The organism is Plesiomonas sp. ZOR0011, assembly GCF_000800945.1.
GTDB classification, from domain to species: domain Bacteria; phylum Pseudomonadota; class Gammaproteobacteria; order Enterobacterales; family CAMTGL01; genus Plesiomonas; species Plesiomonas shigelloides.
Genome location: NZ_JRKB01000103.1, coordinates 1 through 15,661 on the forward strand (window position 1 = coordinate 1; position 15,661 = coordinate 15,661).

Below are 15,661 nucleotides of genomic sequence, written 5' to 3' on the forward strand. Positions count from 1 at the left end.
CTTCCTTCCTTCCTTCCTTCCTTCCTTCCCTCTTGCTCTTGCCCTGATTCCTTTGTTGGCTTGTGCGTGAATGGGCGGGTTTGGTGTTTGCACGCGAGCGGTGTGTCTCATCGAACGGTATTTCACTCTAAATAACCATTTGATTTTAAATAACTAAATTTCTGCTGCTGTCGGCATTGGTACGCTGTTTACACAAAAATAAAACATCTGTTTAAAATCATTGACTGCAATGTTAATGGGATGTAGATTTTAAACATCTGTTTAATATGAGTGTATGACTATGACCGTCAGGCCCGATACCAAAGCCCGAATTCTTGATGCCGCTGAGCGGTTGTTTGCCGAGCAGGGCTTTAATGACACCTCATTGCGGACTATTACCGCAGAGGCTGAAGTGAATCTGGCGTCCGTCAATTATCACTTTGGCTCGAAAAAAGAGCTGATTCGTGCGGTGCTGGCACGGTATCTGGAAGTGTTTATGCCGGCCCTGGAGCTGGAATTAGATGCGGTTTTGCGTAGCGATCAAACCCCAAGTTTGCAGCAGGTCTTTCAGGCTTTTAAAGCGCCGCTGTTGCAATTGACCGCCTTACGGCCAGAGGGCACCACCTTATTTATGCAGCTGTTAGGGCGAGGATATACCGATGTGCAGGGGCACTTGCGTTGGTTTATCACCACCCGCTATGGCGATGTGTTGGCGTTATTCACCCGTGCGGTACAGCGAGCGAATCCAACACTGAATACCGCCGAATTATTTTGGCGTTTGCACTTCACGCTGGGGACGGCAGTGTTTGCCATGGCCTCTAATGTGGCTCTGCGTGAGATAGCGTTGGCCGATTTTGGTCAGCATATCCAGATCAGTGATCTGATTGACCGGATCATTCCGTATCTGGCTGGCGGCGTTGCCGCTCCAATTCATAGCGCTGAATTATTACTACAACCCGTCAGCGCAGCCGCCAACGGCGGATGATGAAGTTACCAACCCTATTATGAAGGATGAACATAATGACCAGTCTGCGCCAACGTTATATCTCAGGCCCGGCTTTTAAGGTATTCAAGCGCATTCTGCCGCCGTTGTCTGCGACAGAGCGTGAAGCCATGGAGGCGGGTACTGTCTGGTGGGAAGGGGACCTGTTTCGCGGTCAGCCTGATTGGAATAAACTGCATGCGCTGCCAAAGCCAAAACTGACAGCCGAAGAGCAATCGTTCCTTGATAATCAGGTGGAAACCCTGCTCAACATGCTGGATGACTATCAGATCGTGCATGAGTTAAACGATCTGCCGCCAGAGGTGTGGGAGTTCCTGAAAAAAGAGCGTTTCTTCTCACTGATCATCGCCAAAGAGTTTGGTGGTCGTCAGTTTAGCTCTTTGGCTAACTCCACCATTGTGACCAAAATCGCCAGCAAGAGTACCACGGCGGCGGTGACCGTCATGGTGCCAAACTCATTAGGCCCGGGCGAACTGCTGTCGCATTACGGCACCGAGGAGCAAAAGCAGCGCTGGTTACCGGGGCTGGCGGATGGCCGTGAGATCCCGTGCTTTGCACTGACCGGCCCTGAAGCGGGCTCCGATGCGGGCAGTATTCCGGATAAAGGCATTGTTTGCCGTGGCACGTATGACGGTAAAGACGTGCTGGGTATTCGCCTGAACTGGAACAAGCGGTATATCACGTTGGCACCGGTGGCGACGGTACTGGGCTTAGCGTTCAAAATGTATGATCCAGAGCACCTGTTGGGGGATAAAGAGGACATCGGGATTACCTGTGCCCTGATCCCAACTAATCACCCAGGTGTCGAGGTTGGCGCACGTCATATTCCAATGGATCTGGCCTTCATGAACGGGCCTACATGGGGTAAAGATGTGTTTATCCCACTGGATTGGATTATCGGTGGCCCATCTTATGCCGGTAAAGGCTGGCGTATGCTGGTGGAATGTCTTTCAGCGGGGCGCGGTATTTCGTTACCGGCGCTGGGCACCGCGATTGGCCATCTGACTACCCGTACCACCGGGGCGTATTCATATGTGCGTAAGCAGTTTGGTCTGTCGATTGGTCGCTTTGAAGGGGTGGCTGAGGCGATGGGGCGCATTGGCGGTCTGACCTATTTGCTGGAAGCTGCGCGTACCTTTACCACTACGGCATTGGATACCGGTGAAACCCCGGGGATTGTGACGGCAATTGCCAAGTATCACATGACCGAAATTGGTCGTCAGCTGCTGAATGACTCCATGGATATCCATGCGGGTCGCGCTATCCAGTTAGGCCCAATGAACTATCTGGGACACCATTATTTTGGTATTCCGGTGGCCATTACCGTGGAAGGGGCCAACATCCTGACCCGTAACCTGATGATCTTCGGTCAAGGTGCGACCCGTTGTCATCCGTTTGTATTGGGTGAGATGGAAGCGGCGGCCAACCCTGATGAAAAAGCCGGTTTGCAGGCTTTTGATGAGTTGCTGTTTAAGCACATCGGCTTTGGTGTGACTAACTTCTTCAGCACCTTCTGGCAGGGCATTACGGCGGGTAAATTAAATGCCGCGCCATCGGGCAGTCCACTGAGCCGCTATTACAAGCAGCTAGGACGCATGAGCCGAGCGCTGGCATTGACCGCAGATATGGCTATGTTGGTGTTGGGCGGCGATCTGAAGCGTAAGGAGATGCTGTCGGCGCGTTTGGGGGATGTCCTCAGCCATCTGTATCTGGCGTCTGCAGTACTGAAACGCTACGAGCAAGAAGGGCGTTTGAAGGAAGATCTGCCGTTGGCTGAATATGGTTTGCAATACTGCTTGTATCAGTGTGGCAAAGCCTTTGATAGCTTCTTCCAAAACTTCAGCAATCGCGCTGTTGCGACCATGTTGCGGGTTGCGGTGTTCCCGTACGGCGTAAGTTACAAGCCGGTACAGGATGAAACGGCGCTGAAAATTGCCAAGCTGATGATGGTGCCAGGGGCGCAGCGTGATCGCCTGACTAACCTGTGCTTTGTTGGTCAAGCGCCGGATGAGGCAATCAATATCATGGAGTCGGCGTTCTTGGCGATGTATGGCGCACGTGATATCGAACTGAAGCTGGCAGATGCGCAGCGTAGCGGTAAATTACCACGTAAAGTTGCGCTCAATGAGTTGGTGGAGCAAGCCAAAGCCAGTGCGATTATCAGCGAAGCGGAAGCTGAGCAGATGTTGGCCGCCGAAGCATTGCGTAGCCGTGCGGTGCAGGTCGATCATGTGAATGGCCCGCATCCAAATCCAGCTTGTGCGGAAGACCGCGCTGCCTAAGCAGAGCCTATAAGCCGGCGCTGCAAGTTGAAAGGTATCGCTGTCGTTGGCTGCAATAAAAATCCCGGGGTTCCCCGGGATTTTTTTGAGCCTTAAATCACTGACTACTGAAGGTAGAAATCAGTGCCAGAACACCACGATCAAGGAGCCAGCCAGCGTCAACAGTACGTTAGCAATCGCATAAGTACCGGCATAGCCGAGCGCCGGAATATTACTGCGTGACAGGGTATTGATCACTTCCATCGCCGGCGCCAAGGTACGGGCCCCCATAATGGCACCGAACAACATCGCACGGTTCATTTTCAGCACATAAGCACCGAACAGATAGGCAATAATGACCGGCCCTAAACTGACCAGTAAGCCACCAAAAATCATCTGTAATCCGATGCTGTCGACTTCATTGTTCATGCCGCTACCGGCGCTCAGGCCAACCCCTACCATAAACACCATCAGACCAAACTCTTTGGTCATGGTCAGTGCCCCTTGCGGTACATAACCGAAGGTGGGGTGGTTCGCTCGCAAGAAGCCCAGCATGATACCGGAGAACAGCAAACCGGCAGCATTACCAAAGCTAAAGGTAAACTGGCTGAACTGGAACGTCACTTGTCCCACCATCAAACCGATGATGAAGAAGCTACAAAACGCCAGTAAGTCCGCCACTTGACTGTGGATGGAGATAAAGCCAACCCGATCGGCCAAGCCGCGAACACGGCGGGCATCGCCGCTGACATGCAGCACATCACCTTTGTTTAGGACGATGGTGTCGTCAATTGGCATTTCGATTTGCGAGCGGACGATGCGGTTTAAGAAGCAGCCCTGATCGGTCAGACGCAGATGAGCCAGACGCTTACCGACCACGCTGTCGTTTTTCACCACAATCTCTTCGGTGACGACACGCAAGTCGAGCAAGTCACGGTCGAACACCTCTTTACCTTCGCGAAAGCTCGGGTCAAGGCGCGCATGGCTATCGGGGTAACCTACCAGTGCAATCTCATCGCCAACTTGCAGCACCGCATCCCCATCGGGGCTGGCTAAGATGCCATTACGACGAATACGCTCGATATAACAGCCAGTCTGTCGATAAATTCCCAGTTCACGCAGGTTTTTACCGCCGCTCCATTCGACCAGCTCCGGTCCCACGCGATAGGCGCGGATAATCGGCAGATACACCTTGCGCTGACTGTCTGGGTCAAGGCCACGTTCGCGGGCAATTTCTTGCGCACTGGTCACCAGATCCTGACGTTGCAATTTTGGCAGATAGCGCGCCGCCAAAATAAGGCTGACCAGACCGACCAAATAGGTCAGGGCATAACCGAGGCTGAGGTTACTCAGCGCGGTGCGCACCAGCGCTGGATCGGCGATATTGTGCGAGCCACTCAGGAGCGATTCTCTGGCCCCCACCAACACTGGGGTCGAGGTCATGGAGCCGGCGAGTAAACCGGCGGTTAGACCGATATCCCAGCCTAACCAGCGGCCAAGGGCAAAGGCAATGATCAGCGCAGTGACCACCACAACCAATGCCAGCAGCAGGTAGTTCTTACCATCGCGGAAAAATATGGCAAAAAAGTTTGGGCCGGCTTCGATACCGACACAGAAGATGAACAGCATAAATCCAAGGCTCAGCGCTTCGGCATTAAGCGAGAAGTGCATTTGGCCGAGCAGCAGAGAAACGACCAGAACCCCGATTGAATTACCCAATTGGATAGAGCCGAAGCGTAATTTCCCAAGACACAGGCCGAGGGCCAGTACGACAAACAAAAGCAGTATGTCATTTCCATTGAGCAATGCTGATACGTCGATATTCACGATGGTAATTCTGTGGCTGAAGAGTAAATGTATAATGCCTGTTAAATCATGCAGCGCATGGCAGGACACAGCTTATTGTGAACGGAATGTTTTGATAACTTAAATGAAATGATGCGTTAACTCTCAGGATAATTATCAATTCCGTATCTGAGTTTTATTTTACATCTAACTTTTTTAGATTTCTTGTCTATTTGGCTATAAGTCTTGAACTTGGTCAGCATTTAGTGGTTTGCTTATTCTATTCCTGTATTCCGTGATGGTTTTTTCTGCCATCCCTCGTCGAAAGGAGTCGACTGATGCTGAAGTGGAACTGGAATGTGGTCATGCTGGGTGGATTTTTATTTTGTGTGATTTTCTTCTTTCAGGGCATGCACTATCCATATTCTGAAGCGGCTTATTCTGCCGATCCCCATAGCCATCCGGGGCTGTTGTTATTTATGCTGCCAGGCATTGTATCGGCGCATTTTGCGCGTCGTCATGGTCTCTTACATGGCTTGATGGGCGCGCTGGTGGTGGCGCCGCTGTGTATGCTGATCCGGCTCGCCGCTTTTTCCCGTTACGAGAGTTTTCTCGACACCGTGGTGTATTTTATCGGGGCCGCATTCTGGTGCGGTTTGGGCACATTGCTGTATGTCTTTGGTAGCCGCATTTTACTGCACTACAAATCGCATGCTCGCCGCGCGTTGAGTCAGGCGCCACAAAAAAAATACAGTCAGTCCAATATTAGCCACACTAAAGTAAAATAATTGTATTTATTTTGATGCTAAATTGATCGTGATTTAACCGTAAATAGAGACCGATAGCCTATCAGGAAATTAGCTGTCAACTACCTGTGAAAATAGTACGCACGTAAATACGCGTGGAAAGAGTGCGTGTGAAAATATTTTCTGCATGAAAGTGTCACATTAATACGCGTTATAAATAAGACTGGCGCGAAGATAGACGCAAGATACAAAAACAAAAAATGCCCATTACGGGCATTTTTTTATGTTCTCACGGCGCTGAGCGCAGCGTACAAATAATCTACTCGATTATGACGACACGAAGAGGCGAATTACGCGTTGTACAGGCTCAAATGCTCTTTGGCATAGGCTTCAAAATCCGTGCAGCCGCCGATGTGTTTCTGGTCGATAAAAATCTGTGGCACAGTTTCCACTGGCTTACCTACCGTCTTTTCCAGATCCGCTTTTGAAATGCCTTCCGCATGGATATCGATATAACGGAAACGGAAATCATCGCGCTCAGCACTGAGCTTTTCGGCCAACTCTTTGGCACGGACACAATAAGGGCAACCAGGACGACCAAAAATCACTGCAAACATTCAGAATCTCCTTTGAGTTACAAGGCGTTTACGCGAAATTAGCATTTTAAATGGAATACTTCCGGTTACTCTAACAGAAATAGATCCCTGCCGCATAAACTTCAATGCCGTCATTCGTCTCTTGCCACAAAGTCATTGTACATCGTGATCATTGTACATCATGACAGGCGGTGATTTTGAACGACTGGATATGGTGTGACACTATGCCAGCGGATTGATTTTGAATAAAATTGGTATCGCCTGTTAATTTGATAGGTTTTATCTATTAAATTGAGTTTTGGCATGAATGGACAGCAGTGTATGTCTTTATGTCCAGTCGAAATTTGCCATATTGTGCGCTGTCCCTTGTTATTTTCGGTGACTGCGTTAAATTTTGGCACGATGTAAGTTTTAGTAATTTTGCTCAAAAGGAATGCTTAATGAAGGACTCTTTTATTGCCCTTATGCTGATTGCGCTTCCAGTGGCAGCGTTTGCTTCATTTAGTATGCACCTCCATAACCAAAATCGTGAACCGGTCAGTGAGTTTCAGCTGCAGCCGGATTCGGCGTCTCATGTGACCTTGCGCCGTGGCGAGCCTGTCGTGCGCGCCAGCAGCGATCGTTAAGCGTCCGTGAGGCGAACGTGATTTGCTAACTGCAATCACGTTGCTTTGAGTTACCGCGTAGCTTGCCGTTACGCCACGTGAGATTCAATGAATGCAGTGATACGCGCGAGTTACGTGTCTGTGCCACTGCATTCATTGCTTTTATTTCTCTTCGATGATTTCGCTTCGCCGTCCTCTTTGACTGCTTGATGAGAGCGCCGCCACAACTTTTCATTCTGCTTTGCTCACAGCTTCCTTTCCGAATTTTTGCCCTGCATTATCAGTAAGCTGAATACCCTGACTGTACCCAAATGACTTGGCATTGCAGGTAGATGGCATGTGAGTAAATCCTCATGTGCATAGGTAAACGCTGTGCCAACGATATGATTGTGAGGGGAACGAACGTGGCGAATACCGCTGCAGCTTCAAGTAGCAAGGGGATCAACGTGTGAAAGGGAATCCAACCAACCCCGTTGTGGGATGAAGTGACCTGTTCTGGTGAGCGAGTCCTGTGTACGCCTATCAGAGCACTTAGGTAGTAGAGCACCTAGTTAGCTAAGGAGAGTGTGAAGATGAGCCGGACTATTCCTTCCAGTCTGCCCGGATGCAGTAATGTGCATGCTGGCGTATCCAGTAGCGATCAGCATAAAAGTAGTTATATCAGCCCATTATCTTTTTCCGTGCCGCCCGATGTGGTGTGGCGGGCGCTGCGTCAGTTAGTGGTGAATTGGCCGCGTACTGACGTGATTAAAGATGTGCCGGGTTACCTGAAAGTGTTGAGCCATTCGCGGCTGTTGCGCTTACCAGACGAAGTCGAGTTTTTATTGGATACGCACCATGCTTGTATCTGCATCTGTTCTGTGTCTAAAGTGTTGCCTTACGATTTTGGCAGTAACCGCCGGCGCATTGAGAAATTGCGCGCCGCGTTAACGGCGCAATTAGCACAACATGATGCACCTGCACCGTAATAACTGATGAGCTTTACATGACACAAAGACCTAAATTTGTCCTCCCTTGGCCGATTGTGATAAGCGAGGCGGTCGGTTTTTTACTGATTATTCTTGGCTACCTCGATATCAAACAAAGTTCTCTGTTACCGGCATGGCTCAGTGGCACGGGCAGTGCCGCGACGATGATCATTGTCGGACTGATTTTGATGTTACCGGCCGGGTTGTTTTTGGTGTCCGGCTGGTTTGGTCAGCTAGACAGCTGGATTAAACCGACGTTTAACCACAGTGCTGGGCATGAGCGTAAGAAAAAGGAGCATGATGATGACACCGACCATTGATCTGATCTGTTCACACCGTTCGATCCGTCAATTTACGGATCGGCCGATCAGCCCAGAGCAACTTCACGCCATTATCGATTCGGCGCGTGCGGCATCATCGTCCAGCTTTTTGCAGCTGGTCAGTATTATTCGGATCACCGATCCCGCCTTGCGTCAGCAGCTAGTGAAATTATCTGGCGAGCAGGCCTATGTGGCACAGGCGGCCGAGTTTCTAGTCTTTTGTGCCGACTTTAACCGTAATCAGCAGATTTACCCGCAAGCGCAGTTGGGATTTGCCGAGCAGCTGTTAACCGGCAGCATTGATGCGGCGCTGATGGGGCAAAATGCCTTACTGGCGGCAGAGTCATTGGGCATGGGCGGCGTATTTATCGGCGGTTTGCGTAATCATATTCAGGCGGTCACCGATCTGTTGCACTTGCCGCAGCATGTACTGCCATTGTTTGGTCTGTGTTTGGGTTATCCTGCGCAAGATCCGCAGCAAAAGCCGCGCCTACCGGCGTCGATTATGCTGCATGAAAACCAGTATCAGCCGCTGGATAGCGCGGAATTGGCGCAGTATGATGCGGAGATGGAGCATTATTAGCAATCTCGTGGCAGTAACCTCAAGCAGCAAAATTGGAGCCAGCATATCTGTTCGACCTTAAGTAAAGAGTCGCGTCCTTTCATGCTGGATTATTTACATCGTCAGGGATGGATTACCCGCTAAATGCTCTCCATCGCGATCCTTTCACGGGATGCCTCTTTGTACTCGTGCCAGCGGCTGGTTGCAGCCGCTGAAGCGCGTGGTTTTCACATTGAGGTGATTGACCCGTTGCACTGTTACATCAATCTCAATGCCGATGAGCCTTCAGTGCACTGCCAAGGGCAACCTTTGCCGGTATACGATGCGGTGATCCCGCGTATTGGTGCCTCGATTACTTTCTATGGCACCAGCGTGCTGCGCCAGTTTGAAATGCTGGGCAGCTACGTGCTGAATGACTCCACCTCTATCAGCCGTGCGCGTGACAAATTACGCTCACTGCAGCGCTTGGCGCGCAAAGGTATTGGCCTGCCGATCACTGGGTTTGCCAGCTCGCCAGGGGATACGGACGATCTGATCAAAATGGTTGGCGGTGCGCCATTGGTGGTGAAACTGGTGGAAGGCACGCAAGGCATTGGCGTGGTGCTGGCGGAAACCCGTCAGGCTGCGGAAAGTGTCATCGATGCCTTTCGGGGGTTGAATGCCAATATTCTGGTGCAAGAGTATATTGCCGAAGCGCAAGGCTCGGATATTCGCTGTTTTGTGATTGGCGATCGGGTGGTCGCGGCCATGAAACGGCAAGCCAAGGCGGGTGAGTTTCGCTCCAATTTACATCGTGGCGGCAGTGCCACACCGGTGGAGATCAGTGCCGCGGAGCGCGATATGGCGGTACGCGCCGCGCAGATCATCGGCTTGAATGTGGCCGGGGTCGATATTTTGCGCTCGAAGCGCGGCCCGTTGGTGATGGAAGTGAATGCATCGCCCGGGATTGAAGGTATTGAACGTGCTACGGGGCAAGATGTCGCGGGGCAAATACTGGATTATCTGGCCGAGCAGGTGATGCGTCATCGGCAGGACCGGTAGCGATGAGACCGGTTAAGTGGCGCGGTCAGCATCAGTGACCGCGCAGAGCGTCAGCGACAGGGAGTCTTGCGCTAATATTATACCGAACGGAACTGATTAAACTCCGGATGGTAATGAAAACCGCTGTGTTCGAGCTTTTCACACAGCGCGGCTGCATCAATATCGTAGGCCTGAGCCAGCTCGTACAGATTGTCGAACTCATTACGCAGCTTCATATTAACGATACTCATCAACATGGTGCTGTCCATTTGTGCAAAGCGGGTGAGATCCATCATACCTCCTCGTACCGCGAATAAGCACTGCCGGTACTTCTTCATTATCAACGTATCACATCGTGATGCCTTTTCAGGATGCATCACACAAGCATAGATGTTAATCAGAAAATTTCGAGTTCAGATAAGCAAAGGCTCAGTTAAACCGGCGAATGACTTGAGCAAACGGCCTCAGAAAATGACCGAGGAAAACGTGGCGAGTGGCCTTGTACTGGCTGGCGGTTGGCCACAATTCACGTCAGGACACGAATTATTGCGTGAGAGCATAGATAAATCACTGCCCATTTCGTAAGCTACACCGATAATTTCACGTGTACTTGTTGTGTAGTGTGGCATGAATAACTTACCTGTTCCCGATTTGACCGTATTGAAAACCTGGCTGCTGCAGTTAGGGATCGAGTTTTTCGAGTGTGAATCTTGTCAGGCTCTGCACCTGCCGCATATGCAGAACATCAACGGGATTTTTGATGCCAAAATTGATTTGCTGGATGAAGACATTATTGTCTTTTCGGCGGCCACTGAAGTGCGTCCAACCGGCTTGTTGCCACTGGTGGCGGGGCTCAGTGACATTAATGCTCAGTTCTCGTTGGTAAATGGTTTTGTGGATGTGCAAGATGACAATCTGCCAAAACTCATCGTCACCCACTCACTGACTGCCGGTGCCGGTTTAACCCTGGCGCAGTTCCAGCGTTTTGTGCTGCAAACCCAACAGCAAATCGAGCTGTTTGTCGAGAACGTCAAACTGAAAGGCTTCCTGTTTTTCCCAGAGGAAGATGAGTTTTCTGAGCAGGATAAAGTCCTGCATTAAGGCTAGATGCGCGGGTGGAGGATTATCTTGACCCGCGCTGTTTCAATGAGTCGGCTGTGCTACGTTTACCTTCACATCCATTTCTTTGTGCTAATGAGGATGTCAAATCCTTTGCGGCAATCCGTTTTTTACCCTCCGGTGTAAATACCTGACAACTTACTATAAAACCGCCTTTCCCACCTTGCATTTCACTGTTTTTTAACTCTTATGCCACAGGTGATAGAGCAATAATGGCTATTTGTCTTGCATGCTGTCGTTTTGCCCTCACCTTATGGTCTTAACATCCAGACAACGTTATGCTACTTAGCGTTATTAATCTGTTGGCTAACATGGAGGTTTTGGTAATGAATGCAGTGTTTGCGCGTCAGTTCACCGGGGCTAAATGGGTCGGAGCGATCCTGGCCTCCATGCTGGTTTTGTCTTCTGCGCAGGCGGAAGAGAAAACGCTGCATGTCTACAACTGGTCTGACTATATTGCCCCTGATACGCTGGCGAATTTCCAAAAAGCCAGTGGCGTGAAAGTCGTGTACGACGTGTTTGATTCCAACGAAGTGTTGGAAGGCAAACTGATGGCCGGTAATACCGGTTTTGATATCGTGGTGCCGTCGGCCAGTTTTCTGGAGCGCCAGATTAAAGCCGGCGTGTTTAAACCGCTGGATAAGAGCAAGCTGACCCATTACGCCAATTTGGATCCGGAGTTGCTAAAAATGCTGAGCAAACACGATCCGGATAACCAATACGGGATCCCGTATCTGTGGGCGACCACCGGAATTGGCTATAACGTCGATAAAGTCAAAGCGGTGCTCGGGGAAAATGCGCCGGTCGATAGCTGGGATCTGGTGTTGAAGCCGGAGAATCTGGCTAAGCTGAAAAGCTGCGGAGTGGCTTTCTTAGATGCGCCGAGCGAAGTGTACGCCACCGTGCTCAATTATCTGGGTAAAGATCCTAACAGCACCGATCCAAAAGATTACTCCGGTGCTGCCAATGATCTGTTATTGCAACTGCGTCCGAGCGTGACTTACTTCCACTCATCCCAATATATCAATGACTTGGCTAACGGTGATGTCTGCGTCGCCATTGGTTGGGCCGGGGATGTGAAGCAGGCGGCCAATCGCGCGAAAGAGGCCAACAACGGCGTGAATGTTGGCTACAGCATTCCGAAAGAAGGGGCATTAGCCTTCTTCGATATGCTGGCGATTCCTGCGGATGCGAAAAACACCGATGCCGCCTATGCCTTTATGGATTATTTGCTGCAACCGGAAGTGATTGCCGGAGTCAGTGATGCGGTGTACTACGCCAACGGGAATGCGAAAGCGACCGAATTGGTGAAACCAGAGATCCGAAACGATCAGGGCATTTACCCGACCGCTGAAACGCGGGCCAAAATGTTCACCCTGACGGTTAAAGATCCTAAAGTGGACCGGGTGATCACCCGCTCCTGGACACGGGTTAAAAGCGGCCAATAACCCGGATTCCAAACGTTTAGCCGCGCTACAGTTGGCGTATCGACTGGGCTTGCTGGCCCAGTTTCGCTACAGCGGCGCTGGCGGAAATGGCAATTGAACATGCGTATTACCGGTGTCTTGCTGGCAGCAAAACCTTGCAAGCACCGGATCACCCCTGATGTAACACGGATTGTGTTGATGATGGATCATTAACGGTTTTTGTTGTCTAGGAGACCCCCATCAGTGAAAGAGACGCAAGCTCGTCCTCAAAACAAAGCCCCCAAGCTGAAAACACCGTTGCTGGAAGTGCGTAACCTCACCAAATCCTTCGATGGTTCGTTGGCGGTGGATGATGTCGATCTGACTATCTATAAAGGTGAAATTTTTGCCTTACTGGGCGCCTCAGGTTGTGGCAAGTCCACCTTGCTGCGGATGTTGGCTGGATTTGAGTTGCCGACTAGTGGCCAGATTTTCCTCGACGGACAGGATTTGTCCGCCGTACCGCCGTATAAACGCCCGATCAACATGATGTTCCAGTCGTATGCACTGTTCCCGCACATGACGGTGGAGCAGAACATCGCCTTTGGTCTTAAGCAGGACAAATTACCGACAGCGGAGATCCGCAATCGGGTGGCGGAGATGCTGGAACTGGTACACATGCAAGAGTTTGCCAAGCGTAAGCCGCATCAGTTATCCGGCGGCCAGCGCCAGCGGGTGGCATTGGCGCGCAGTCTGGCTAAACGGCCAAAGCTATTGCTGCTGGATGAGCCGATGGGGGCGCTGGATAAAAAGCTGCGTGACCAGATGCAACTGGAAGTGGTGGATATTCTTGAGCGCGTGGGCGCAACTTGCGTGATGGTGACTCACGATCAGGAAGAAGCCATGACCATGGCCGGGCGTATCGCCATCATGAACCGCGGCAAGTTCGTGCAAATTGGTGAGCCAGAAGAGGTGTACGAGTACCCGAACAGCCGCTTTAGCGCCGAGTTTATCGGCAGCATCAATGTGTTCGAAGGCATGTTGCAAGAAGAGCAGGAAGAGCACTATATCGTGCGCAGTCCTGGCTTGGTGCACCCACTGAAAGTTGAGCAAGAGGTCAAGATCACCCCGGATGTGCCGGTGATGGTGGCGCTGCGGCCAGAAAAAATTGCCCTGTGCGATGATGTGCCGGAAGAGGGCTGTAACTTTGCGGTGGGCGAAGTGGTGAATATTGCTTATTTAGGCGATTTGTCGATTTATCACGTGCGACTGCACAGCGGCATGATTTTGACCGCCCAGTTGCAAAACGATTGTCGCTATCGCCGCGGTATGCCGACGTGGGGGGATGAGGTGCGGCTGTACTGGAATCCGGACAGCTGTGTCGTACTGACCGCTTGACGCAAGGAACAAGGAGACAGGGATGAAATTGCTCGATTCTCGTCACCGGCCGGGCGGACGCCACGCGGTGATTGCGGCTCCCTATATCTGGCTGCTGGTCTTTTTTCTGGTGCCATTTCTGATTGTTTTCAAAATTAGTTTTGCTGAGATGCAGGTGGCGATCCCGCCGTATACCGATCTGGTTGAATGGCTGGATGGCAAACTGACCATCTCACTTAATCTGGGTAATTACGCCTATCTGATTGAAGACCCGCTGTATGTTGATGCTTACCTGCATTCGCTGGAGATCGCGGGGATTTCGACATTGCTGTGTCTGCTGCTCGGCTATCCGATGGCGTGGGCGATAGCAAACAGCAGTCCGTCAGTGCGCAATATTTTGCTGCTGCTGGTGATTTTGCCGTCGTGGACCTCGTTTTTAATTCGGGTATATGCGTGGATTGGTCTGCTGAAAAATAACGGGGTGATTAACAATATCCTGATGTGGGCGGGCATTATCGATCAACCGTTACCGATGCTGCATACCGATTTTGCCGTGTACATCGGCATTGTGTATGCCTATTTGCCGTTCATGATTTTGCCGTTATATACCGCGCTGCTAAAGCTCGATTACTCGCTGGTGGAGGCATCGCTAGATTTAGGTGCCAAACCGGTGCGCACCTTCTTTTCGGTGATCTTGCCTCTGACCAAAGGCGGCATTATTGCGGGTTCGATGTTGGTGTTCATTCCGGCGGTGGGGGAGTTTGTGATCCCAGAGCTACTCGGCGGCCCAGATAGCATCATGATTGGACGGGTGATGTGGCAGGAGTTTTTCAATAACCGCGATTGGCCGGTAGCCTCGGCGGTAGCGATTATCATGTTGCTGCTGTTGGCGTTACCGATCATGTGGTTCCATAAACACCAGAATCAGGAGGTGCGCTGATGAGCTCGATGCCGGCACAAAAAGGCTATTGGAAAGCCCTGATCCTGTTTATCGGTCTGAGTTTTTTGTATGTACCGATGATTATGCTGGTGGTGTACTCCTTTAACAGCTCACGTCTGGTCACTGTGTGGGCTGGTTGGTCAACGATTTGGTATCGCGAGTTGTTTGCCGATCAGGCGATGATGGATGCGGTCTGGCTCAGTTTGACCATCGCTACCGCAGCGGCCAGTGCAGCCGTAGTGTTGGGCACGATGGCCTCCTTTGTGATGACCCGTTTTCGCCGTTTTCGCGGCCAGACCTCGTTTGCGTTTATGCTGACTGCGCCGTTGGTGATGCCCGAAGTGATCACCGGTTTGTCGTTGTTATTGCTGTTTGTGGCGATGGGGCAGTGGCTCGGTTGGCCGCAGCAGCGTGGCGCGATGACTATCTGGTTGGCGCACGTGACTTTCTGTACCTCCTATGTGGCGGTGGTGGTCAGTGCCCGCCTGCGCGAGCTGGATCGCTCGGTGGAGGAGGCGGCGATGGATCTAGGTGCGCCGCCGCTGAAAGTGTTCTTCGTCATCACGGTGCCACAAATCGCGCCAGCATTGGTGTCTGGCTGGTTATTGGCCTTTACCTTGTCGTTGGATACCTTGGTGATCTCAAGTTTTGTCTCGGGGCCAAGCTCGACCACCTTACCGATGATTGTGTTCTCCAGTGTACGCATGGGGGTATCGCCGAAAATCAACGCCTTGGCGACCTTGATTATTTTGGCGGTGAGTCTCATCGGCTTGCTGTCATGGTGGCTGATGTCGCGCGCTGAAAAGCGGCGTCGTTTAGAGATGCTGTTGCCACAAAAATAGTGCGCGCCCTGTGGGGGGAGTATTTAGCGGCGCAGGCTACGGCGCTGACAACAGTGTTGGCGCTAATCGGCAAGGAGGGGTAGAATTCTGCCCCTCTTTTATTTTTACGCCACCCGATACGATTGCGAGGTT

The 15,661-nt window shown here is 51.3% G+C and carries 15 protein-coding genes and 1 pseudogene; 13 read left to right on the forward strand and 3 right to left on the reverse strand.

What is annotated here, in order from left to right; translation table 11 throughout:
* The first annotated feature begins 280 nt into the window (after positions 1-280).
* A complete protein-coding gene (locus tag L975_RS15945; protein ID WP_170919677.1) occupies positions 281-964 on the forward strand; it encodes a TetR/AcrR family transcriptional regulator in 684 nt (227 codons plus the stop codon).
* Positions 965-999: 35 nt separating this feature from the next.
* Positions 1,000-3,264, forward strand: a complete 2,265-nt coding sequence (locus L975_RS15950; protein ID WP_156121238.1) for an acyl-CoA dehydrogenase — start codon at positions 1,000-1,002, stop codon at positions 3,262-3,264.
* Positions 3,265-3,384: 120 nt separating this feature from the next.
* On the opposite strand, the gene L975_RS15955 is transcribed toward L975_RS15950, so the two are convergent.
* Positions 3,385-5,070 carry an aspartate:alanine antiporter gene (locus L975_RS15955; protein ID WP_010864203.1) on the reverse strand — a complete coding sequence of 562 codons (1,686 nt, stop codon included), beginning with the start codon at positions 5,068-5,070 and terminating at the stop codon, positions 3,385-3,387.
* 296 nt (positions 5,071-5,366) lie between these two features.
* Between L975_RS15955 and ybjM the strand changes: the two genes are divergently transcribed.
* Positions 5,367-5,816, forward strand: coding sequence for an inner membrane protein YbjM (gene ybjM / locus L975_RS17400; RefSeq protein WP_052181548.1), 450 nt, complete (start codon positions 5,367-5,369; stop codon positions 5,814-5,816).
* A 308-nt stretch (positions 5,817-6,124) separates the two neighbouring features.
* On the opposite strand, the gene L975_RS15965 is transcribed toward ybjM, so the two are convergent.
* Positions 6,125-6,391 (reverse strand): GrxA family glutaredoxin, encoded by a 267-nt coding sequence (locus L975_RS15965; protein WP_010864201.1) that lies wholly within the window; start codon positions 6,389-6,391, stop codon positions 6,125-6,127.
* A 419-nt stretch (positions 6,392-6,810) separates the two neighbouring features.
* Here L975_RS15965 and L975_RS15970 point away from each other — a divergent pair, with 419 nt between their 5' ends.
* The 5 genes and pseudogenes from L975_RS15970 to rimK all read left to right on the forward strand — a co-directional run bounded on the left by L975_RS15970 (position 6,811) and on the right by rimK (position 9,866).
* Positions 6,811-6,996, forward strand: coding sequence for a hypothetical protein (locus L975_RS15970; protein WP_039045554.1), 186 nt, complete (start codon positions 6,811-6,813; stop codon positions 6,994-6,996).
* 551 nt (positions 6,997-7,547) lie between these two features.
* Entirely contained in the window at positions 7,548-7,943 is a 396-nt protein-coding gene (locus tag L975_RS17405; RefSeq protein WP_052181549.1) for a DUF1499 domain-containing protein, read from the forward strand.
* A 17-nt stretch (positions 7,944-7,960) separates the two neighbouring features.
* Positions 7,961-8,263 carry a DUF1418 family protein gene (locus tag L975_RS15980; protein ID WP_052181550.1) on the forward strand — a complete coding sequence of 101 codons (303 nt, stop codon included), beginning with the start codon at positions 7,961-7,963 and terminating at the stop codon, positions 8,261-8,263.
* Positions 8,247-8,969, forward strand: a pseudogene (nfsA, locus tag L975_RS15985) (oxygen-insensitive NADPH nitroreductase). The gene L975_RS15980 and the pseudogene nfsA overlap by 17 nt, the downstream one beginning before the upstream one ends.
* A complete protein-coding gene (gene rimK / locus L975_RS15990) occupies positions 8,970-9,866 on the forward strand; it encodes a 30S ribosomal protein S6--L-glutamate ligase (RefSeq protein WP_039045556.1) in 897 nt (298 codons plus the stop codon). It abuts the pseudogene before it with no gap.
* Between the two features lie 77 nt (positions 9,867-9,943).
* On the opposite strand, the gene L975_RS15995 is transcribed toward rimK, so the two are convergent.
* Entirely contained in the window at positions 9,944-10,141 is a 198-nt protein-coding gene (locus tag L975_RS15995) for a DUF4250 domain-containing protein (protein WP_207541572.1), read from the reverse strand.
* A 331-nt stretch (positions 10,142-10,472) separates the two neighbouring features.
* Here L975_RS15995 and L975_RS16005 point away from each other — a divergent pair, with 331 nt between their 5' ends.
* The 5 genes from L975_RS16005 to L975_RS16025 all read left to right on the forward strand — a co-directional run bounded on the left by L975_RS16005 (position 10,473) and on the right by L975_RS16025 (position 15,529).
* Positions 10,473-10,946 carry a YbjN domain-containing protein gene (locus L975_RS16005; protein ID WP_039045557.1) on the forward strand — a complete coding sequence of 158 codons (474 nt, stop codon included), beginning with the start codon at positions 10,473-10,475 and terminating at the stop codon, positions 10,944-10,946.
* A gap of 344 nt (positions 10,947-11,290) precedes the next feature.
* The gene (potF, locus tag L975_RS16010; RefSeq protein ID WP_010864193.1) at positions 11,291-12,412 is read left to right on the forward strand and encodes a spermidine/putrescine ABC transporter substrate-binding protein PotF; all 1,122 of its coding nucleotides are present in this window, start codon (positions 11,291-11,293) and stop codon (positions 12,410-12,412) included.
* 222 nt (positions 12,413-12,634) lie between these two features.
* The gene (potG, locus tag L975_RS16015; protein ID WP_039045558.1) at positions 12,635-13,768 is read left to right on the forward strand and encodes a putrescine ABC transporter ATP-binding subunit PotG; all 1,134 of its coding nucleotides are present in this window, start codon (positions 12,635-12,637) and stop codon (positions 13,766-13,768) included.
* Positions 13,769-13,790: 22 nt separating this feature from the next.
* On the forward strand, positions 13,791-14,687 hold the full coding sequence (gene potH / locus L975_RS16020; protein ID WP_010864191.1) for a putrescine ABC transporter permease PotH: 897 nt from the start codon (positions 13,791-13,793) through the stop codon (positions 14,685-14,687).
* A complete protein-coding gene (locus L975_RS16025; protein WP_010864190.1) occupies positions 14,687-15,529 on the forward strand; it encodes an ABC transporter permease subunit in 843 nt (280 codons plus the stop codon). The genes potH and L975_RS16025 overlap by 1 nt, the downstream gene beginning before the upstream one ends.
* Positions 15,530-15,661 lie beyond the last annotated feature (132 nt).

Bases quoted from the DNA above. Each gene is read 5' to 3' on its own strand.
- L975_RS15945 (WP_170919677.1), top strand. From the start codon at position 281: ATGACCGTCAGGCCCGATACCAAAGCCCGAATTCTTGATGCCGCTGAG.
- L975_RS15950 (WP_156121238.1), top strand. From the start codon at position 1,000: ATGACCAGTCTGCGCCAACGTTATATCTCAGGCCCGGCTTTTAAGGTA.
- ybjM (WP_052181548.1), top strand. From the start codon at position 5,367: ATGCTGAAGTGGAACTGGAATGTGGTCATGCTGGGTGGATTTTTATTT.
- L975_RS15965 (WP_010864201.1), bottom strand. From the start codon at position 6,391: ATGTTTGCAGTGATTTTTGGTCGTCCTGGTTGCCCTTATTGTGTCCGT.
- L975_RS15970 (WP_039045554.1), top strand. From the start codon at position 6,811: ATGAAGGACTCTTTTATTGCCCTTATGCTGATTGCGCTTCCAGTGGCA.
- L975_RS17405 (WP_052181549.1), top strand. From the start codon at position 7,548: ATGAGCCGGACTATTCCTTCCAGTCTGCCCGGATGCAGTAATGTGCAT.
- L975_RS15980 (WP_052181550.1), top strand. From the start codon at position 7,961: ATGACACAAAGACCTAAATTTGTCCTCCCTTGGCCGATTGTGATAAGC.
- rimK (WP_039045556.1), top strand. From the start codon at position 8,970: ATGCTCTCCATCGCGATCCTTTCACGGGATGCCTCTTTGTACTCGTGC.
- L975_RS15995 (WP_207541572.1), bottom strand. From the start codon at position 10,141: ATGATGGATCTCACCCGCTTTGCACAAATGGACAGCACCATGTTGATG.
- L975_RS16005 (WP_039045557.1), top strand. From the start codon at position 10,473: ATGAATAACTTACCTGTTCCCGATTTGACCGTATTGAAAACCTGGCTG.
- potF (WP_010864193.1), top strand. From the start codon at position 11,291: ATGAATGCAGTGTTTGCGCGTCAGTTCACCGGGGCTAAATGGGTCGGA.
- potH (WP_010864191.1), top strand. From the start codon at position 13,791: ATGAAATTGCTCGATTCTCGTCACCGGCCGGGCGGACGCCACGCGGTG.
- L975_RS16025 (WP_010864190.1), top strand. From the start codon at position 14,687: ATGAGCTCGATGCCGGCACAAAAAGGCTATTGGAAAGCCCTGATCCTG.